We start from the raw sequence: 18,254 nt of genomic DNA on the forward strand, positions 1-18,254 counted from the left end.
CCCGAGCCCGCCCCGATGCCGACGCAACGGACAAACCCGCCGCTCCCAAAGGTTTGTTCGATTGCTAAAATTGGAACGGTTCACCAACGCTAACGCGACAGGCTTGTGTCCAGACTTGATCATAATCCGCTTGACCCTAAAGGCGAGAACGCAAGGTCACAAAATCGGGAGCCGCACGATAAACTCACTGCCTTTATCGACGCCGTCACTCCGGGCTTCGACGGTTCCATCGTGAAGTTCGACAATCTGCTTCGCAAGGGCCAGACCGATTCCCAAACCCGTAGGACCGCCTTCCGCCTGCTTGAATAGCTCGAAGATTGTTGGCAAATCCTCTGGAGAAATCCCACGCCCATTGTCTCGCACCGAAGTCACAAGGCAATCACCTTGGCGCTTGATAGAAACTGCGATGGCGCCGCCCGCCGGCGTGAACTTCGAGGCGTTGTCGAGAAGATTGACGAAGACTTGGGCCATACGAACTGGGTCTGCTTGAATCGTGGGCGTATCTGGCTGGGTGGTGAATGTAACGCTTTGACGCGCCCGTTCAATTGAGGGCTTATTTCCTTCCAAGGCAGTACGCATAATCTGCGACAGGTCAACTTGCTCTGGGTGCAACTGTATCTTTCCGCCTCTGATGCGAGAGACGTCGAGTAAGTCACCGACCAATCTCACGAGATGGCTTGCCTGCCGATTCATGATTTCGAGCAAGTTTCCGGGTGCATTGACCCCGGTCCTCAGCATGACGGCGAGGCCATTGTGGAGAGTCGAAAGCGGGTTTCGAAGTTCATGAGCAAGCGTCATAAGGAATATCTCTCTGGCTCGTATCGCTTCCCGCAATTGTCGGTCGGTCCGTTGCTGCCTATCAATTACGAAGGTGGCGGCCAATATGCTCATGCATACGAGGGCCCTGTTCAGCCACATGACAGAATGTAGCCCCACTGTTGTCGGCGGAGGGCCAATAGCAGCGGCAAGCAACGCAAGAGCTACGCTGGCGAGAGCCATCAGCCACATCTCCCGCCGCCCATCATGGCCGAGGAACAGGAGCAAGACGAATATGTAAAAGAATGGGATGATCACGTTTGCGGGTGTCATCATGTCGATGATGAAGACTAAGACGATAAGAAACCATCTCAACAGAGACATTCCCTTGTTGCTGGAAACCTTCATCATAACCCTTCCGCCGCAAACGAAGAATCAGAGGGGGGGGGTAGCAAGCGTCACCATCGGCGAGCGACAGGCTCACTAGCTTTTCTGATTCGGATCCACGAACTGGCCTGCCTGAAACGTGCTAAATCAGCAAGGTTCCAGGGGGCTACCGGGATGCGGCTCAATGAGTCTTGAAATCCACGGTCAGTGACATGCCGCCGCTGCGGCCTACCTCCAAAGAACCACCGAGCTGGGTCGCAAACGCCTCCATGATGCCCATACCCATCGAGTCTGCGTCCGCCTCGGCTCCTTGAGCAGCCATGCCGGGCCCGTCGTCGCTCACGTTGAGGTGTAGGCGTCCTTCCTCATCCTTGGCTAAACAAACGTCGAAGCGTGTGCCGAGCCCTCTTGAGAAGACATGTTTGGCCGCATTGAGCGCCGCCTCGTTCACCAAGAGGGTCATGGCGGTCATCTGGTCGATGGTCAGGTTTGAGGCTGCATTAACATCGATGCGTACACTGACCGGCAAGTCCCTAAAGGCATTGGCGACCATCTCTCGTAAAAGCGGCTCAAGTCCCTTTTCAAAGGCTGTTCCGTCATTCAATCGACGGTGCAGTTGGGCCATCGCCAAAATGCGTTCCTCGGCGTCGTTGAGGGTCTCGGCAGCCAGAACCGGGTTGCGAAGGTTGCGCTGAGCGTGTCGAAGCAAGGCCACAACCAGCTGCAGATTGTTGGCAACTCGGTGCTGAAGCTCAGCGAACATGAGTTCCTGAACGGCTTTAGCCAACTCAACTCGCCTGACTGTCTCCCTCAACGCCGCCATCACAAGGACCAAGAATCCGCCAACGACAAGAAAGCTCGCGATTGAAGCACTATTCGCGGGCTCTAGGAAAAAATACTTAGCCGTGAGAGCCGACAGGATTAGGACAGCCCCTCCCTGTCGCCAGCCGCATATCAGGGTGGCGATGATTATCGAGGGCCAGAAGGTCATGAATTTCATCCCGGCCATAGCCGGGTTGAACAGCGCATGGACTGTGACGCTTGTGGTGAAAAGGCCGAGGGTAACCGTCCAAGACAAGAGGCCTTGGCGCTTGATTGAAAACCTGTTGAGTTGATGCACCCAAGGCATGGACCAACTCCATGGCTAAGCTACGTATGGCTCTATGCTTCAAACCAAGCTGGTTTCAATGTGTTCCGCGGGGAGGCGCTGTCTGGCTTCAAGGGAAGATCAGTATCGGCTCTAGACCTGGAAAAGGAAGAAGCGCCAAGCTATCGGTCTGGTGGCGATCAGACAGCCTTGTCGGGTTCCCTGAGCCGTACTCCCGCGCCCCCGCCGTTCTCTGGAATGAACTCGACGCCAGCCGCTTCTAGCGCTGAGCGGATGGAGGCAAGCGAAGCATCGTTGCCCGCACATTTGCCCGTTTCAATATTTGAAATGGTGTTGCGGTGAACGCCGGACGCTTTCGCGAGATCGGCCGAGGACCAATTAAGAGCTACACGAGCCATCCTTACTTGTGCAGGCTTCACTAGTCGTCGCTGGGCTGCCTTTACAAGTGACAGGGTCACCACCCGCTCCTTGAGCAATGCCCGGCAGCCGCTTTCTCCGGCTAACGCGAGCCATGCCGATTGGAAAGCCTCCACCAGGCACCTGACAGAAGAATAGTTGCTTCCGATCTTCCGGCCAGCCAACTAATTCATTAGCCATCGGTTTCCCCCGCGTCGCCAAAGCTTAGCGAGGCCCCGGCGAATTTCATGGGGAAGGCTCAACGCCGGCCGCGGCAATCAAGGGTCTGATCGCAGCCATGCTCGCGCCCTAAGGCTGGGAGGCTGGCGCCGGTTCCGGTTTGATTACGATTTGGAAGCTTTCCACTCCTTGAACCTTGACAATGCGCCCGATCACAGTCCAGCTTTAAGCTAAGTCGTGTGTGTGTGCCGATGTTTCGACACCCTCACGAGAGTTCTATGTCACAGCAGCGGTCACCGCGCCTTTCACGCGGGGTAGGGGCCTCGAATGGATGAACATATCTTCTCCGCTTTGCGGGAATGGGCACGACTAGAGTCGCTGTATAACATCGCGAAATCCAACTGCGAGACTGGGGCCGAGCTCACGGCATATGCCGCTCTAGTGGCGAAGTCCGATGCGATATTGGCGATGAGAGCGCGAACCAAGAGTGGCGCATTCGCTCAACTTCGCTTCTGCGCGACGTTTCTGGAGATGCGCTGCGAGCAGGGGCGCGTTGCTGCCGAGGCCATTCGGAACACTGCAAATTTTCTGTTTTTCGAAAGTGCGCCAGCGGGCTCGCATAGCCTTCCGTCCCCTTTGGACCGTCGCCAACCTGAACTGAATGCAGGGAGGCGTTTCGCTTTGGTGCAATCGATCAGGCCGGTCGGCGGTCGTCAACGCAGGAGCGCGCTGGGATGATCAATATCTGCTCGCCAACTCAGCCATTTTGGCCGATAGATTTACCACGCGCCTAGCCTCTGGGTTGGTGCGGCACTCGTTCTTCAAACTGAGGTATTGGCGGTAAAGCTCTACTGCCTCAGACCCGAGCACAGATCGTGCCTCGGAGAACGCTGAGGCGACCTGATAAGAGCTATAGCTTTCCACAAAATTGCAACCAAACACCCTGGTCTCAGCCCGCGCCTCAGTGAGGGCCATGCCCATCGAAAGGGCTGCTCCGCAACAAGCTGAGATGCGAGTCGCCGTTGAGACAATCTTACTGGACATGCCAAACCCCCTTGCCAGAGGCCGGACGACGTCTTCTGGCTGAGTACAAGTCTAGGGCCGATACTAGCGGCGAATGTCAAAACGTCAAATTGGCTAGGTTTCGTCTGCCACTCGCAGGCCAAGGGGGCGTCAATGATCCGAAGCTCCATCGCAGTCGCGGTGCTCAACTCCGACGTCATCATCGTGGTCTTGGGCGGGGCAAGTATCTGGCCACCGAGATAGGCGGCGGGTTCGAGGATCGCCAGCCGCGACCAAATAGGATTGTTCTTGCTAATTGAAGCGGCGAGGCTCGGCAGGGGCCCAGCTTTGCAACATCTCGAGCTTGCGCGGCGCGTCGAAAAAGGCGCGAACTTCTGGGGGAACTTCCGCGAGTTTCTCGCTGAGCAGCGAAAGCGCGAGCGCGACGCTTTCCTCGATGTTGAGCCCGGGCCGATCAATCCAGTCTGTATCCAGGCAGGCTGACAGCTGGTCGAGCTCTTCACGCTCGGCGGTCCCGTCGGTCAATTCCAAGACGGTGTTTTCCGCTCCGACGCCAAGAGCGCGCGCAAGGGCGTCGAGCGGCGACTCGCCCCTGCGCCATCCGCCAACATGATAAGCTAAGATGGCGCGTTTGGAGCTGCGCCATTCACTGTCGATTCGAAGCCAATCAATTCTAGTCACGGCTCATCCCGCACGCCGCCATTCAATTATGTGGTTGTGGCGATCGCCCGCGTCGTCCAACCCGTCAGGGCTGGCCGAGGCCCGGCATGGGCGGCAAGGATTCGATGTGCTGGCCGAGACCCGTATAACTCTGATTGCCGACCTGGGTGACGCCGGCGTTGTTCGACTGCGAGCTGCCGGCCTTGCCGATCGAGACCTGCTGCACGCCGACAAAATTTGTCAGGCTGTTCTGCTTGACGTCGAGATCGTTGTGCTGGCCGAATTGCACGCCCGCGACGGCGCTCAGCAGCGGGTTATTAATGTTGACGCCGATGAAGCTCGGGCTGACGCTGATGAAGCCTCCGAGCGCTTGCGCCTGCGCCTGAGCGCCGCCAATGCAGACCAGAACTGGGATAAGCCAATATTTCATTTGTCGGCTCCGATCTTTAGAGGCTTTGTCAACAACGGACGCTATGGCCCGAGATAAGATCGCGGCCGATGACGGCCGCGATCTGTCTAAACCACCCGGCTTAGCGCATGGATCACGGAGCGCCGAAGTTCAGCGGAACCTGAGCCTGGATCACGGTCGCCTTGTTGATGGCCGCGCCACCCTTCGAGGTGTCGCCGATCGACTGCCCGAGCTCCAACTTCTGCGAAACGTCGCCGTTGGCGTTGACCGGAACCTGCGCCTGCAGGACGAACGCCTTGTTGAGGGCGAAGCCTCCCTTGGAGGTGTCGCCGATCGTCTGGTTGAGCTTCAGCGACTGGGCGATATCGAGGCCGCCAGCCAGAGCGTAGGTGGTGGAAAGGGCCAGCGCGGCCGAAACGAGAAGCAGCTTCTTCATATCTATCTCTCCGAAGGTGAAGCGTTGATTTGAGCTTCGAAACCTGTCTACCTTCGGGTAGGAGTCACGAATAGGCACCAATGTGGCCATCAAAACTGTCCAAATGGGTGAGGCGACCTCGCCGCGCAAATTCATTAGCGTCTCGCACAAACGCCTTTTTTTGATTCGTTGGCACAGCGCCCCTCGTCAATCGGGGCCCCGAAACGCCCTGATCTCTAAGTATCAGAGGCCTGCCGTCCGTATCAGTTGCTGCCTATGCCAGCAGGGTCGTGATCTCGCGCCGGATCGCTGCGTTGAGGTCTGGCGGAAGGTCGACGACGGGGCGCGATCCGCCCCCATGCGAGACGCGGGGAACGTCCATCCGGACCTTGCCCGACCGGTCTCTGCGCACTTCGAGCCCGCGTATTGCTATGATGATGCCGTGAACGTCGATCTCGACCTGGGCGAGGGCGATGATCCCGTCGCAATCCATGCGCTCGATGCCCACCGTCAACCTGACGCGCGTGGTGCTCATGATTGATCGTAGCGCGGCCGAACCGCGACGTGTAGTCGATTGTGCGGCTCCAGTAGATCTCGCGATGTGTGCCGAATGGCCGGCCCTTTCACCCGCATCGCAGCCCATAGCAGTTTATCACCCTATGATGGAGGCAAAGCCGAACCCTATCGATTGCTGTAAGGCCCTGATCATCTCTTCCGAAAATGATTCTGGGCTCGTCTCACGCGCTTCTTCCTCAGCCGCGTTCTTAAGTACTTCGACCAAAGCTAAGCGCAGAAGAAGCAGTCCAATTTCAGCGGGCAGCTGTTGAGTAATCGTATTTTCAAGCGAGCGCTTCATCGACGAACCAAGCGCATGAAGGACTACATCAGTGTCGCACTCGTCTACGGAAGGCTGCATGAAATCCTCCCCTCAAAGCGCATGCCTCTACCGAACTGCGATTAGCGTAGGTAGTTCCCATGAGCTTGAGGAGATAGTGCTATAGTGATGCCGATGGCTGAGCGTGCGTGCTCTTGAGCAACCGTGGCTTGTCAGCTTGATTTCCCGCGATAGGTTCTAGACGCGCGGCGGTCGCGGAAGTCCTTGCCGCGCGCCGCCTGCTTGGCTGGCGGCCGGGGCACCCCGCATTGCTCTGACCGCCAGTTACGATCGGCCGTAGTTTCCACAGCTATCCCGAGTGACTTGGGAGAGATCCTTTGCGCGGCGCGTATGCCGACGGGCGCTAGGCTTCGGCCGTTTCAGCTCTTCCTACCTTGCGATGGCCGCCAGTCTCTGGCGACGTTATCGGGCGGATTGGAACGCCCTGAAGGTGCTCAGGTTATCTACGCGGTAGCACGGCGCGGCCTTGGACTAGTCACACTCACCCTTTGAAGTGGAAGCCAAGCAGCCCCCGTGCTGCTTTGAATGCGGAGAGCTCGCAACTTCCCACCGTAGCAGCGATGCTTGATCCCGCCCCGTAATTTCAAGGGCGAAGCGATGCTCTGCGTTCCAATGACGTGCTCAAGGAAGATGCGAATCGCATTCCTCTTCAGAGGCTGTTCGCACAACCTCTGCCAAAGCTAGCTGCATTAGCAGCAACGCCATGCTTGGCGGCAGGGATTCATTCTCCGTCGGCCCCAACGACCGTCGCAAGGCGTTGCCCAGTTCATGCATGACCAGGATCGCATCCCGCGTCTCTTGCAAGATATTCTGTTCAGCGGGCCGCATCTTACGTTCCTTGCCACAAGATATTCTGTCTTTGTTCTGAAATGAACCGATACTGCTCCGAGCCGTTCCTTAGTTTTGCATAATTTTATCAAGCAAATATGCGAGCGAGCGAACGCTTGTCGCGTCTGCGATTGAAGTGGGGATGGGCAGTTACTACTCAAGGAGTGAGCGCCCCTGTCGCGCAACCGTCCCGGTTCAAGCCGATTTTTCAGCCGCTCTGCTTGGCTTGGAACGACCGCCCCAGTCGGGCGGTTGCTTTCCTATCCGTTCTTCGCCTCAGCCCAGCCCCGCGCTGGGCTTCTTTATGGTGGCCCGCCACAACGGGGCTTCCGTCCAGCTGTTCCGACGAGCTTCTAGGGTTCGTTCATCTTGGCAGCCGCTATGTCCATCAAAATGAAATGCTTAATCGTTGCTCTGCTTCCCCACGGCGATGTCCCGAACGATGTTGAAATAGGAGGAGCGGCGTTGCTGACCTTGAGCTTGTAGGCTCGGGGTGCTGATTCCACAGAAGGAAAGCAACGCCATGAACCAAGCTATCACATCGACGGCGATTCCCGCGAGCGCCTGGAAGGCGCAGGCGCTGGCCAACATGACGGCGAGTTTCGAGAGCTTCTGCCTTGTCTCGGGCATGGAGGCGCTGGCCGAGATGATGGAGAGCGACGCGACGGCGGCCTGCGGCCCTCGGCATGGGCGCGGCAAAGGGCGACGGGCGTATCGCTGGGGTAAGACGAGGGGCCAGATCGGTTTCCATGGCGGCAAGGTGGAGATCGACCGTCCGCGTCTGCGCGGATTTGACGGCAAGGAGTTGGCGCTACCCAGTTGGGAGGCGGCGCAAGCCGAGGATTGGCTTGGCAAATGGGCGATGAACCAGATGCTGATCAATGTCTCGACGCGCAGGTTCAAGCGTTCGGTCCGGCTGCCCGAGGGCGACGTTCCGGCGCGTAACGGGTCCGGCCTGTCGAAATCGGCGGCGTCGCGGCGGTTCGTGGCGCTGTCGGCGGCGCGGCTGCGGGAATGGATGGCGCGGGACCTCTCCGCCCTGGATTTGTTGGTGATCCAGATCGACGGCGTGCGCATGGTCGAGGACATGACCCTCGTGGCGGCGCTCGGCGTTGACGCAAGCGGCGACAAACATCCGCTCGGGCTGGTGGAGGGCGCGACGGAAAACGCAGCGACCGTGCAGGCCTTGATCGACAATCTCGTCGAGCGCGGGCTCGATCCCGCTGTTCCTCGCCTGTTCATCATCGACGGCTCCAAAGCGCTCGCCAAGGCGATCCGGGCGACCTTCGGGCGCGAGGCGGCCATTCAGCGCTGCCAGATCCACAAGGCGCGCAACATCCTGGACCGGCTGCCGAAATCCATGCATGCGTCCGTTCGCCGGGTGCTGCGTCAGGCATGGGAGATGAATGACGCCTCGAAGGCCGAGAAGCTATTGCGCAACCTCGCCCGGCGCCTTGAAAAGGACTGGCAAGGCGTTTCCGCCTCGATCCTCGAGGGGCTCGACGAGATGCTGACCGTCACGAGGCTGGGTCTGCCGCCTGAGCTGCGGCGATCGCTCGCGTGCACGAACATGATCGAAAACGTGATGGGGACGTTGCGGCGCGTCTGCCGGAACGTGAAATACTGGCGATCCCCGTCGATGGCTCTCCGTTGGGCGGGCGCAGCCATGCAAGAAGCCGCCAAGGGCTTTCGGCGGCTCAAGGCTCACAAGCAGCTCCCGATCCTGAGGGCGGCGCTCTCCGCCCGAAAGCTGAACGTCACTTCAGCCAGCTCAACTCTTGCTGATGCCGCGAGGGCAGCATAGTCTTTCAACCAGCGACGCCCGCTGCTCGCTTTTCAACAGCAAGCGGGACATCCCCTTCCCCACGGCCTCCAGCGGCTATTGCTGAAACCGCGGAGGTTGAGTTACAACCAATCCTGCGATTTCTGCGAGCATTTGCGAGCCTACGCCCTATGTCGTTTGGATGGCTGGGTGATGCTTAGGGAAAATGCCATGCGCTCGAAACTTACTCTTCTCCTGACCGCCACAGCACTCGTCGCGTCGGTAAGCGTCGCCGCCGCTCAGCCGATGCGCGTAGTCCGAGGCGCACCTGCTCCTGCCTATTATGGCCAAGCTGCAGCGTATGCCTATTATGGAGCCACGCCTGCGGACGGCGGTATATTTGCCACCTTGGACAACATGTTTAGCTGCCGCCGCACCTACGCCGCCGCGCCACAGCCGATAGTCGCAACTTATTAACGCGCGAAGACACGCGATATGCTGGCGAAGAAGGCGGCTCATCGCCTTGACAGGCGAGTGGGCCGCCCTTCTCTTGCCCCGCCTGCTTCTTAGCCGGAGTAAGTTTTTCGCCGTTGCGAAGCGAAGGCGAAAGTTTTAACCTACCCTTGCACGTTGCGAGACGCCTCGCGTCGCAGCGGCTGTCCGCAGCCCCAACGCCATGCGAAGACCGACGCAACGTCGGGCCCGCCTGAGGGCGCCCTCGGCGGGCTTTTTCTTGTGGCCGCCTTTCCTGGCCAAGCCATGTCGCTCCCGCACCCATGTTTGTTGCGACGTGAAGGCCGACGGAGATCGCCAAGGCGCTAGGCGTCGGCCGGGCGAGCGTCTACCGCTTTGTGATGCGTTCCTGCGCTCTAAAGCTTGGGACAAGCCTCGGCGCGCGAGGGAAACTGGCCAAGATCATGCGCGCTTCAAGGCGGCCGTCACCCTCGCTGCCGGCTTGCTATTCGCCGCTTTGGCTTTCCTGCGCTTACTGGAACGCGCTCACGCCGCCATGCGTTAGTCATACGGTAGCACGGCGCGGCCTTGGACTAGTCACACTCAACCTCTGTAGTGGAAGCCAAGCAGCCCCCGTGCTGCTTCTGGCATTGCGTCCAGTCGCGCAACCCCGGCCCGGCCGTTGGAACGAAAGTCCCCGCCAGCGGTTATATTCACTGTCTTGAAACTTTCCTTACTTAGCCCGGCTCACCGCCGGGCTTTTTTCGCATGGCCCGCCGCCTAGGGCATCGGCGCAACGGTCGGTCTCGGCGCCGCTGATCTGCGTTCTCCCGTATTTTCCACAGCTATCCGCCGATGCTGTGCGAGGTAAGTTTTGACGGCGCGAAGGAGGCCGGGCAGGACTCTTCGTGCGCGCCTCTGCCGACAGGCGCGGGCCTGGCGGCCATTTCAGCCCCTCAAGCTTCGAGATGGCCGTCAGCCTCGCTGCCAGCCCGTGCTTGGCAGACGGGCGCCTCGATATCCGCGGGGCTAGAGCAAAGAGCCTCGCGTCGACCCGTCAGCCCGAGCGCTTTCCGCAGCGTGCGGGCGTTCCGGCCCGAAATCAGCAGCTTCCCCTTCTCGTGGATGTGGATGATGAGGCCGCCATCAGCGCGAATGCGCCAACCAGGCCAGATTTCATCGCGGCTCATCTCTAGTTTCGAAAGCCCCATCAATTGGAGCTGTTCAAAGACTGCTATAGCGCTGAGCGGCTCATTCATTGCGTCGTTTTCCTGTCGCCGCCTGGACCCAAACCACGCTTCTCGTTCGCGGAACTCATTGCGCCCGCCTCGAGACCGCTACGGGAACTCGACGGCCGGAGCACGTCGGGTTGCAACTGGAGTCTCTCGCGCAAGATGCGACTCCCTCGCCATCTCTGTCATACCGGCGAGTATTGCTGTTTTTACCTTCGGCGCCTTTCATTAAGCCGTAAACACCAAGCCGCTAATTAGGGAAACTAGAAGCGATGCCGAGGCGAAGCCGTTAATGCTATACATTCCGATGAAATCCAACTGCCAAGACCGCTCGATGCCGCTGATTTCTTTTGCAAAAAATCTTGGCAGTTCAACATTGGGGAAACTACTTAATTTACTCTGACAAAATCTACTAGCTGAGGCTTTGGGTTTCCTCAAGCGCCCCGCTTTCGTGAATGAACTCGACGGCGGCGCTCTAAGGATCGTCGGTAGGGGTAGATCCGCGCCGCCATCGGGACGCGATGCGCTTCCTCACGCGCTTACACCCGCCGTGCGTCTACTTAGTCGCAATCGGGCTGAGCCAGGATCGCCTCGCTTATCTGTTTGAGCAAGCAGGCTCTGACGGTAGCCCTACCTCCCCACAAATGTGACCGCCGGGGATTGGCATAGATGCTGGCCCAATCGATCGCGCTGTAAAGACTCTGCATCTGGCCGACGTTAGAGCAGCCTTTGATCAACTCGTCCAACTCAGATAGCAATTCTTCGCTGCCGATCTTTTCGTCCAAAAGATCGTAGAAAAGCTTCTCTAACGCTTTCTTGCGCATGGCCTTTTTTGCTCTTGGAGAGGCGCCGCTTCGCGACGACCGCCCAAACAGTAAAAACTCCAAGCCGCGCTTTTTGTTCTGTTTATCAATTCGATCCCGTTTGGGCTCGTTAACAGGCTGAGGGTAAAGAAAAAGCCCGGTTGGGCTACCGGGCTCGAAATAGGGGATCCCTGGGAAAGGTTACCCGAGCACGAAGGTAGTGCGCCGCCAAGGACCGGCAAGTCTGCATTACGGAAGGCCCCGACGCCCGAGTAGACGGTTGTTTTAGTAAGTCAGCTGAACTTTGACCCCAGCACCTCAACCTTCTCGATCTTAGGCGGCAGAGAGAAAAGGTCCGGAGCCTTTGCCATAAGAGCCTTCGCCACTTCGCCGGCAAGATGGGCGTCTCTGCCTGCTTCGTCGCGAACGACGTCGAAAATACCGAAGGTGGTTGGCGAGAGCCTGATCGCGAACCACGCCATCGTGTCCGGCTCCGCTTCAACGAGCGGCAGCGCAGATTTCAAAAATGCAGCGACTTCATGCTCCTTGCCGACCTTCGCTTCCAGCGTCGCCAAAATTCCGAACTTAACCATCACGGCCTCCTCACCCAAGGACTACGCCCATCTGGTAAGTGACGAGCGCTTCTCCAGCACGCTTAGCCCTGAATATCCGCTTCGCCTTATGGACGGAGGGACGTTCACCTTCCTGCCTCTTCAGATCGGCAACAAAGTCGAGATCGCGCCGACGCACAACAGCGCAAGCACGAACAGCACCATTTCCTGTTTTTCCATGAGCCCCCTTGCATCCGCCTCTCGCGCTGGCGCTAAGACAATGCACCGGCTTCGTATCCGGTTCCCAGGCAATCCCGCAGAGCCTAAGTAATCAAGGAATTCAGAAATTGTTGGAACTACTTAGACGCTGAGCAGTTCGAGTGTAAAGCTTTGGAAGGGACGGACAGATGGAGCGCATTAGTACAGACGACTCCCGCGATACGTCGCTAGTCCTTCAACATCTCGGAGCCGCTCTCCGCCTTTCATTGGAAACGACGCAAACTGAGCCATTGCCCGCGGAAATGGGCCTGTTGGCTCTGAGGTTGGCCTTTGCCGAGGTCCTGAAGAACGCCGCCGAGTTAGAAGCTCAAGAAGCCGAGCCTGAATCATTGCCTTACGGTTGGGCCGAAACCTTCCGGCGGTCACTGGAACTTGGTCCTTATCTGCACACGTGGTGGCGCTCTCGCTACCGGGCGGCGGGGTAGGCGTGATGCCAGCAATCAAACACGTTTACGTCGTAGACGATGACGACGACGTCCGTGATACGACGGCGTTGTTGTTAAAGCTCGAAGGATATGAAGTCGAAGCCTTTGCTTCCGCGCGCTCATTTCTGGAAAGCCTGTCAGTTCCCTATAATGGCTGCGTTATCACTGATATCCGCATGCCGGAGATGGATGGGGTCGAGCTGATCGCCGAGATGCGCAAGAAATCCGTACCCCTGCCAGTGATTGTCGTCACCGCCCATGCAGATGTGCCGCTCGCAGTTCAAGCCATGAAGCTGGGCGCAAATGACCTCCTCGTGAAACCCTTCGACGTTAAAGCTCTGCTCGCGGCGCTGGAAGCCGCTTCCAATCAAAAGGAGAGCCAGCAGGATCATCTCCAAACAGTAAGGGAGCGCCTAGCGACGCTGACTGACAGAGAAGTAGACGTTCTTCATAAGCTGCTAGCCGGAATGGGCAACAAAGAGATCGCTCACCATCTTGGCATTAGCGCACGGACCGTGGAGGTGCATCGTGCGAATATCATGGCGAAGACCGGGGCCAAAGGGCTTACAGGATTGATCAAAATGGCCGTCGCCGCCGACCCGAGACAACTCGAAGAATTTCTGACGTCAAGAAGCGGTGAGAGCAGCCGCTAATCACGAAGCAGCGAGACGTAAGGTCGACATGAGTCGTACGGCTCCCGTAGAACTCGACAAGCATTGGGCCGGAGCGAGGGCCAGGGCACTCAGGCCGTTCAGGCTGATAATAACGCGACAAGATCAGCAGAGCGTTTAACAGGCTCTGCGTTTCCGCGAACAAGCGTAGCAACCCGCGATCAGCTCTGAGGCCGTCGAGCTGGGCGAGTGCGCGCCGCAGGCGCTGGCAAGGGCTACTCTCCTGCAGGATCATTGAGTAGCCCTAAGTAAGGCGCGATGGAGGAAGTCGGGCCAGATGGACTAATGCCGCGGTTACTACTGAGGTCCGCAAGGGAAAGGGATCCAGGGATCTGGCAACTGTCCTTGACCCGAGACGCGCGGCGATAAGAGTGGAGGATAGGGGAGGCGCCATACGCCAAATCCAAGAGGTGGCCCGTCTAAGCCCGGACGAGCCGCATGCCACTACAGCCCGGTCGAGCCAACCGTTGGCAGCCAAAGATCGACAGATGTGCCTTTTCCTTCAACGCTCCTTAGCTGCATGGCTCCGCCCAGCTGCACCACGAAGTCGCGGATCATCGAAAGACCAAGTCCCGTGCCGCACTGGCCCGGTTTTGTGGTGAATAGTGGCTCAGCCGCGCGAGCGAGCGTTTCTTTGTTCATGCCGCAGCCAGTATCTGAGGCCGACAGCCGGACGTAGTGGCCAGTTCTCAGAGCAGGCGCGTCCTGGCGCGCCTCTACTCGTTCTTCCTCGACGTCTATCGTAAAAGTGCCGCCCCGCGGCATTGCGTCCCGCGCATTAGTGGCGAGGTTCACTAACGCCAGCTCGAGCAGGTGCGGCTCAGCTATGATGGTGGGCAGCGCAATCGGCGCATTTAAGGCGAATATAATGTGCGGCCCGAGTGAGTATTGCAGCAGCTGGCGCATGTCATCCAGTAACCTGGGGAGGCAAACAGGCTCAGGTTCGGCTTCCTTGCGGCGTGCATAGAGAAGAAGCCGGCCCGCAAGATTCGCGGCCCGTTCCGCCGTAGCTATGGCGCCATCGATGGCCTGCATGTGGGCCTGCCCCCTTAGTTGCCTTTGCAGCACGCGCAGGTTCGCCATAATGACAGTGATCATGTTATTGAAGTCGTGAACGACGGTGCTGGTAAACTGTCCGATGCTCTCCATTTTCTGCGCTTCAAAGAGTGTCGCCATGGCCTCTCTTGCTTGCGCTGTTCGCTCCTCGACCTGATTAGTCAAATCAGCATTTAGCTTGCGGAGTCGCTCTTGGCTTTCTCGCAGTTGATCCTCGACCTTGCGATGTTCGGTTACGTCCACCTCCACCACGACGCCAGCAACAATCCGGCCCTGTTCGTCGTAAATCGGGGCTGAGTTACCGAAAAAATAACGTCGCTCGCCGGTCTGGAAGTGCTCGCTCTCAACGAGTTCGTTGCGAACTACCTCGCCCATGCGCAGAGTGCGGGCCATAGCCCACTCGTCGGCCTTTAGTCGCTTTCCCGAGTCGGGCCAGTAGCCGACCCAATTTGAGTATCCCTCCCAATTCGTCGTTACTGGTGGCGTGCCCCAAAGCTTTCGGCTTGCCGCATTGTCCCGAATGATCTTTCCGTGGGCGTCTGCGATGATCACGCCCACAGGCAGCGCGTCAAGAACGGCATTCAGCATCGACTTGCTGAGCGCATCGTCGTCTGTGGCAGGCCTTTGTTCCACAACAGGGGGAGGGGCGTTCTCACTTGGACCCGCCTGGCTGGCGACGTCGTCTTCCTTCGCCCCAGCGGTCTCGATCAAGCTAACGTCAATCGACTTCATTTCGTCGTCCCTGACAGGCCTGATTTATAGGCCAAAATATTCTTACTCACAAGGAATAAGCCCTTGTGGAATGCTGCGGGGGGATGTCCCGCTTGCTGTTGAAAAGCGAGCAGCGGGCGTCGCTGGTTGAAAGACTATGCTGCCCTCGCGGCATCAGCAAGAGTTGAGCTGGCTGAAGTGACGTTCAGCTTTCGGGCGGAGAGCGCCGCCCTCAGGATCGGGAGCTGCTTGTGAGCCTTGAGCCGCCGAAAGCCCTTGGCGGCTTCTTGCATGGCTGCGCCCGCCCAACGGAGAGCCATCGACGGGGATCGCCAGTATTTCACGTTCCGGCAGACGCGCCGCAACGTCCCCATCACGTTTTCGATCATGTTCGTGCACGCGAGCGATCGCCGCAGCTCAGGCGGCAGACCCAGCCTCGTGACGGTCAGCATCTCGTCGAGCCCCTCGAGGATCGAGGCGGAAACGCCTTGCCAGTCCTTTTCAAGGCGCCGGGCGAGGTTGCGCAATAGCTTCTCGGCCTTCGAGGCGTCATTCATCTCCCATGCCTGACGCAGCACCCGGCGAACGGACGCATGCATGGATTTCGGCAGCCGGTCCAGGATGTTGCGCGCCTTGTGGATCTGGCAGCGCTGAATGGCCGCCTCGCGCCCGAAGGTCGCCCGGATCGCCTTGGCGAGCGCTTTGGAGCCGTCGATGATGAACAGGCGAGGAACAGCGGGATCGAGCCCGCGCTCGACGAGATTGTCGATCAAGGCCTGCACGGTCGCTGCGTTTTCCGTCGCGCCCTCCACCAGCCCGAGCGGATGTTTGTCGCCGCTTGCGTCAACGCCGAGCGCCGCCACGAGGGTCATGTCCTCGACCATGCGCACGCCGTCGATCTGGATCACCAACAAATCCAGGGCGGAGAGGTCCCGCGCCATCCATTCCCGCAGCCGCGCCGCCGACAGCGCCACGAACCGCCGCGACGCCGCCGATTTCGACAGGCCGGACCCGTTACGCGCCGGAACGTCGCCCTCGGGCAGCCGGACCGAACGCTTGAACCTGCGCGTCGAGACATTGATCAGCATCTGGTTCATCGCCCATTTGCCAAGCCAATCCTCGGCTTGCGCCGCCTCCCAACTGGGTAGCGCCAACTCCTTGCCGTCAAATCCGCGCAGACGCGGACGGTCGATCTCCACCTTGCCGCCATGGAAACCGATCTGGCCCCTCGTCTTACCCCAGCGATGCGCCCGTCGCCCTTTGCCGCGCCCATGCCGAGGGCCGCAGGCCGCCGTCGCGTCGCTCTCCATCATCTCGGCCAGCGCCTCCATGCCCGAGACAAGGCAGAAGCTCTCGAAACTCGCCGTCATGTTGGCCAGCGCCTGCGCCTTCCAGGCGCTCGCGGGAATCGCTGTCGATGTGATAGCTTGGTTCATGGCGTTGCTTTCCTTCTGTGGAATCAGCACCCCGAGCCTACAAGCTCAAGGTCAGCAACGCCGCTCCTCCTATTTCAACATCGTTCGGGACATCGCCTGCTGCGGCGGAGAACCGTCTCCTTTCACAATGTATCGAAGGCTAACGCGTAAATAAGGCCGCTCACCGGGCCAAGAAGCGCGGCGGTTACAACTCGCACTCGAAACACTGCCGCACCCGCCCAGCCATCTTACGATAGCTGAACGCCTGTAGAGGTTAGGGAACAAAAGGCCCCGCGCCGGCCGGAGCCGGGCGGGATAGGGCCTGAGCGGGTCGTCAGCGCTCAGGGATGCGGGATATATTTCGTTCCTTCTGGCCAAACCTTCGCGACCGCCCAATAGAGGAACCCGGTCCCGAGGACGCCGACGGCGATCAAGAAGATCTTCTCCCCGCCTTTTCGGGCGTGACCGCGCAATGAGCGCAAGAACTTCATGTCCTCGCGCACTGCGTCTCGCTCTTTGGAGTCTTTGCAGTCGAAGCCAAAGGTCAGCTCGATCTTTCCTGACATGGCCTCATGCGTCATGGCGGGGAACGCCGATTTGAACTTGTCGAACGCCGCGTCGACGATCTCTTGAACATCTTCTTTTGTGACCTGCTCGCTCATCGCGACGCCCCACACCAAAATTGAAGGGGAACTGTTGAGGCTCGGCTCAACCGTCCTATGACTGGATCGAAGGGTGGCCAGAGGCGCGCCCGGCGTTGCATCGCTCTACGCGCCTCGCAAATGTCAGACGACGCTCGGCAGTTCCGCCTCGATTTGATCTGCCAGGGCGTTCGTGTTGTCGATGACGCCCTGAAGATCCTCGGCCGCCTCGAGGGCGGTTAGCTTGGCCTGCATATCTGCGTTGAGGCCGACCGCGGCGTCGCGCTGACTTTTCATTTCCCGGACCACGGCGAGAAGCTTCGTCACCACGTCGGTCAGTCGACTATTCGCCGCCTTCAGGTCGTCAATCTGTGCCATGTTCTCCGTCTCCTGCGTCTTGAGCGCACATAGGCGCTCGAAGGCCTCCACCTCGAGCGCATCCAGGCGCGCGAGCACGTTGAGCCGCCGGGCCAGCGCGGCGAGGCGCCCGCAGGCGGCGGCGATCATTCCTGGGCCTCTTCCTGGGCCTGGGGCAGCTGCTCATTAAGCCGCTCGGCCTCCCTATATGCCGTCACGCAATTGTCGATCTGCCGGCCGCGCAGCGCGGCAACGGCGCGGTTCTTAAGCCCAAAGACACCCTTATCCTCCCCGATCACAACGGGGGGCAGTGAGGCCTTCTGCTTCGCGCATGAAGGGGGCAGCGGCGGGATATGAGGCCTAACGGGCACCGCCCGCTCGGTCGTGCTGAAGCACCCGGCGAGCGAAAGCGCCGTCCACAGCGCAGCGCCGATCAGAAGCAGTCCCCGCATTGCCAGTTTCCCTTTTGCCAGCGGCTTCCTTCGCCGCATCCTCGATCACGCCCCACATTGCGAGTTGCGCTTCCGCGTCCGCCGCAAGCCGCGGTAAATCGCGCCGCGCGGCTTCCTGGGCGTCTTTGACCCGCCGGGCGCTGTCTTCGGCCTTTGCGGCCGTCTCAGCGGCCCTGGCGGCCGCCTGGCGCGCGTCACACGCGCCGTCGGCGTTGTAGTAGCCGACGGCGATTCCCACGACGCCGGCGACGATGGGAAGCCCGACTTGCGATAAGGCGAAGCGCAGCGCGGCGAGGGCGAACTCGATCAGGGGGCCCAGAGGGGGAATAAGCAAGACAAGCACTCCGGTCAGTTTGCGAAATTGCGCAAATTTGAAAGGCCCGCGCCTT

General features: G+C 59.4%; 19 protein-coding genes. 3 read left to right on the plus strand and 16 right to left on the minus strand.

The window, feature by feature from the left end; all coding sequences use genetic code 11:
• Positions 1–156: 156 nt before the first annotated feature.
• The 3 genes from ACETII_RS12665 to ACETII_RS12675 all read right to left on the minus strand — a co-directional run bounded on the left by ACETII_RS12665 (position 157) and on the right by ACETII_RS12675 (position 2,649).
• A complete protein-coding gene (locus ACETII_RS12665; RefSeq protein ID WP_472785714.1) occupies positions 157–1,167 on the minus strand; it encodes a sensor histidine kinase in 1,011 nt (336 codons plus the stop codon).
• A gap of 157 nt (positions 1,168–1,324) precedes the next feature.
• Entirely contained in the window at positions 1,325–2,272 is a 948-nt protein-coding gene (locus ACETII_RS12670) for a sensor histidine kinase (protein WP_472785715.1), read from the minus strand.
• Positions 2,273–2,430: 158 nt separating this feature from the next.
• Positions 2,431–2,649 carry a helix-turn-helix domain-containing protein gene (locus ACETII_RS12675; RefSeq protein WP_472788161.1) on the minus strand — a complete coding sequence of 73 codons (219 nt, stop codon included), beginning with the start codon at positions 2,647–2,649 and terminating at the stop codon, positions 2,431–2,433.
• Positions 2,650–3,154: 505 nt separating this feature from the next.
• Here ACETII_RS12675 and ACETII_RS12680 point away from each other — a divergent pair.
• A complete protein-coding gene (locus ACETII_RS12680) occupies positions 3,155–3,565 on the plus strand; it encodes a hypothetical protein (RefSeq protein ID WP_472785716.1) in 411 nt (136 codons plus the stop codon).
• 576 nt (positions 3,566–4,141) lie between these two features.
• Here the strand turns inward: ACETII_RS12680 and ACETII_RS12685 are convergent.
• The 5 genes from ACETII_RS12685 to ACETII_RS12705 form a co-directional block, all read right to left on the minus strand.
• Complete coding sequence (locus ACETII_RS12685) at positions 4,142–4,531, minus strand: hypothetical protein (protein WP_472785717.1); 390 nt, start codon at positions 4,529–4,531, stop codon at positions 4,142–4,144.
• Positions 4,532–4,595: 64 nt separating this feature from the next.
• Positions 4,596–4,940 carry a hypothetical protein gene (locus ACETII_RS12690; RefSeq protein ID WP_363346365.1) on the minus strand — a complete coding sequence of 115 codons (345 nt, stop codon included), beginning with the start codon at positions 4,938–4,940 and terminating at the stop codon, positions 4,596–4,598.
• A 112-nt stretch (positions 4,941–5,052) separates the two neighbouring features.
• Positions 5,053–5,355, minus strand: coding sequence for a hypothetical protein (locus ACETII_RS12695; protein ID WP_363351874.1), 303 nt, complete (start codon positions 5,353–5,355; stop codon positions 5,053–5,055).
• A gap of 253 nt (positions 5,356–5,608) precedes the next feature.
• Entirely contained in the window at positions 5,609–5,869 is a 261-nt protein-coding gene (locus ACETII_RS12700; RefSeq protein ID WP_472785718.1) for a hypothetical protein, read from the minus strand.
• Between the two features lie 117 nt (positions 5,870–5,986).
• The gene (locus ACETII_RS12705) at positions 5,987–6,250 is read right to left on the minus strand and encodes a hypothetical protein (RefSeq protein WP_472785719.1); all 264 of its coding nucleotides are present in this window, start codon (positions 6,248–6,250) and stop codon (positions 5,987–5,989) included.
• 1,330 nt (positions 6,251–7,580) lie between these two features.
• Here ACETII_RS12705 and ACETII_RS12710 point away from each other — a divergent pair.
• The gene (locus ACETII_RS12710; RefSeq protein ID WP_472785720.1) at positions 7,581–8,861 is read left to right on the plus strand and encodes an IS256 family transposase; all 1,281 of its coding nucleotides are present in this window, start codon (positions 7,581–7,583) and stop codon (positions 8,859–8,861) included.
• Positions 8,862–10,228: 1,367 nt separating this feature from the next.
• On the opposite strand, the gene ACETII_RS12715 is transcribed toward ACETII_RS12710, so the two are convergent.
• The 3 genes from ACETII_RS12715 to ACETII_RS12725 all read right to left on the minus strand — a co-directional run bounded on the left by ACETII_RS12715 (position 10,229) and on the right by ACETII_RS12725 (position 11,900).
• Positions 10,229–10,531, minus strand: coding sequence for a hypothetical protein (locus ACETII_RS12715; protein ID WP_472785721.1), 303 nt, complete (start codon positions 10,529–10,531; stop codon positions 10,229–10,231).
• A gap of 533 nt (positions 10,532–11,064) precedes the next feature.
• Positions 11,065–11,328: a hypothetical protein gene (locus ACETII_RS12720; RefSeq protein WP_472785722.1), complete on the minus strand. Its 264-nt coding sequence runs from the start codon at positions 11,326–11,328 to the stop codon at positions 11,065–11,067.
• 272 nt (positions 11,329–11,600) lie between these two features.
• Positions 11,601–11,900 (minus strand): putative quinol monooxygenase, encoded by a 300-nt coding sequence (locus ACETII_RS12725; protein ID WP_472788162.1) that lies wholly within the window; start codon positions 11,898–11,900, stop codon positions 11,601–11,603.
• A gap of 667 nt (positions 11,901–12,567) precedes the next feature.
• Here ACETII_RS12725 and ACETII_RS12730 point away from each other — a divergent pair.
• Positions 12,568–13,215, plus strand: coding sequence for a response regulator transcription factor (locus ACETII_RS12730; RefSeq protein WP_472785723.1), 648 nt, complete (start codon positions 12,568–12,570; stop codon positions 13,213–13,215).
• A gap of 462 nt (positions 13,216–13,677) precedes the next feature.
• On the opposite strand, the gene ACETII_RS12735 is transcribed toward ACETII_RS12730, so the two are convergent.
• The 5 genes from ACETII_RS12735 to ACETII_RS12755 form a co-directional block, all read right to left on the minus strand.
• Complete coding sequence (locus tag ACETII_RS12735) at positions 13,678–15,021, minus strand: sensor histidine kinase (RefSeq protein WP_472785724.1); 1,344 nt, start codon at positions 15,019–15,021, stop codon at positions 13,678–13,680.
• 134 nt (positions 15,022–15,155) lie between these two features.
• The gene (locus tag ACETII_RS12740; protein ID WP_472785725.1) at positions 15,156–16,436 is read right to left on the minus strand and encodes an IS256 family transposase; all 1,281 of its coding nucleotides are present in this window, start codon (positions 16,434–16,436) and stop codon (positions 15,156–15,158) included.
• Positions 16,437–16,756: 320 nt separating this feature from the next.
• Positions 16,757–17,077, minus strand: a complete 321-nt coding sequence (locus tag ACETII_RS12745; RefSeq protein WP_472785726.1) for a hypothetical protein — start codon at positions 17,075–17,077, stop codon at positions 16,757–16,759.
• Positions 17,078–17,200: 123 nt separating this feature from the next.
• Positions 17,201–17,563: a hypothetical protein gene (locus tag ACETII_RS12750; RefSeq protein ID WP_472785727.1), complete on the minus strand. Its 363-nt coding sequence runs from the start codon at positions 17,561–17,563 to the stop codon at positions 17,201–17,203.
• 210 nt (positions 17,564–17,773) lie between these two features.
• Complete coding sequence (locus ACETII_RS12755; protein WP_472785728.1) at positions 17,774–18,199, minus strand: hypothetical protein; 426 nt, start codon at positions 18,197–18,199, stop codon at positions 17,774–17,776.
• Positions 18,200–18,254: the final 55 nt, after the last annotated feature.

It is taken from the genome of Methylocystis sp. NC52PC (genome assembly GCF_055698645.1).

Bases quoted from the DNA above. Each gene is read 5' to 3' on its own strand.
- ACETII_RS12680 (WP_472785716.1), top strand. From the start codon at position 3,155: ATGGATGAACATATCTTCTCCGCTTTGCGGGAATGGGCACGACTAGAG.
- ACETII_RS12740 (WP_472785725.1), bottom strand. From the start codon at position 16,436: ATGAACCAAGCTATCACATCGACAGCGATTCCCGCGAGCGCCTGGAAG.
- ACETII_RS12665 (WP_472785714.1), bottom strand. From the start codon at position 1,167: ATGATGAAGGTTTCCAGCAACAAGGGAATGTCTCTGTTGAGATGGTTT.
- ACETII_RS12730 (WP_472785723.1), top strand. From the start codon at position 12,568: ATGCCAGCAATCAAACACGTTTACGTCGTAGACGATGACGACGACGTC.
- ACETII_RS12735 (WP_472785724.1), bottom strand. From the start codon at position 15,021: ATGAAGTCGATTGACGTTAGCTTGATCGAGACCGCTGGGGCGAAGGAA.
- ACETII_RS12715 (WP_472785721.1), bottom strand. From the start codon at position 10,531: ATGAATGAGCCGCTCAGCGCTATAGCAGTCTTTGAACAGCTCCAATTG.
- ACETII_RS12720 (WP_472785722.1), bottom strand. From the start codon at position 11,328: ATGCGCAAGAAAGCGTTAGAGAAGCTTTTCTACGATCTTTTGGACGAA.
- ACETII_RS12670 (WP_472785715.1), bottom strand. From the start codon at position 2,272: ATGCCTTGGGTGCATCAACTCAACAGGTTTTCAATCAAGCGCCAAGGC.
- ACETII_RS12675 (WP_472788161.1), bottom strand. From the start codon at position 2,649: ATGGCTCGTGTAGCTCTTAATTGGTCCTCGGCCGATCTCGCGAAAGCG.
- ACETII_RS12745 (WP_472785726.1), bottom strand. From the start codon at position 17,077: ATGAGCGAGCAGGTCACAAAAGAAGATGTTCAAGAGATCGTCGACGCG.
- ACETII_RS12695 (WP_363351874.1), bottom strand. From the start codon at position 5,355: ATGAAGAAGCTGCTTCTCGTTTCGGCCGCGCTGGCCCTTTCCACCACC.
- ACETII_RS12705 (WP_472785719.1), bottom strand. From the start codon at position 6,250: ATGCAGCCTTCCGTAGACGAGTGCGACACTGATGTAGTCCTTCATGCG.
- ACETII_RS12750 (WP_472785727.1), bottom strand. From the start codon at position 17,563: ATGATCGCCGCCGCCTGCGGGCGCCTCGCCGCGCTGGCCCGGCGGCTC.
- ACETII_RS12700 (WP_472785718.1), bottom strand. From the start codon at position 5,869: ATGAGCACCACGCGCGTCAGGTTGACGGTGGGCATCGAGCGCATGGAT.
- ACETII_RS12690 (WP_363346365.1), bottom strand. From the start codon at position 4,940: ATGAAATATTGGCTTATCCCAGTTCTGGTCTGCATTGGCGGCGCTCAG.
- ACETII_RS12725 (WP_472788162.1), bottom strand. From the start codon at position 11,900: ATGGTTAAGTTCGGAATTTTGGCGACGCTGGAAGCGAAGGTCGGCAAG.
- ACETII_RS12710 (WP_472785720.1), top strand. From the start codon at position 7,581: ATGAACCAAGCTATCACATCGACGGCGATTCCCGCGAGCGCCTGGAAG.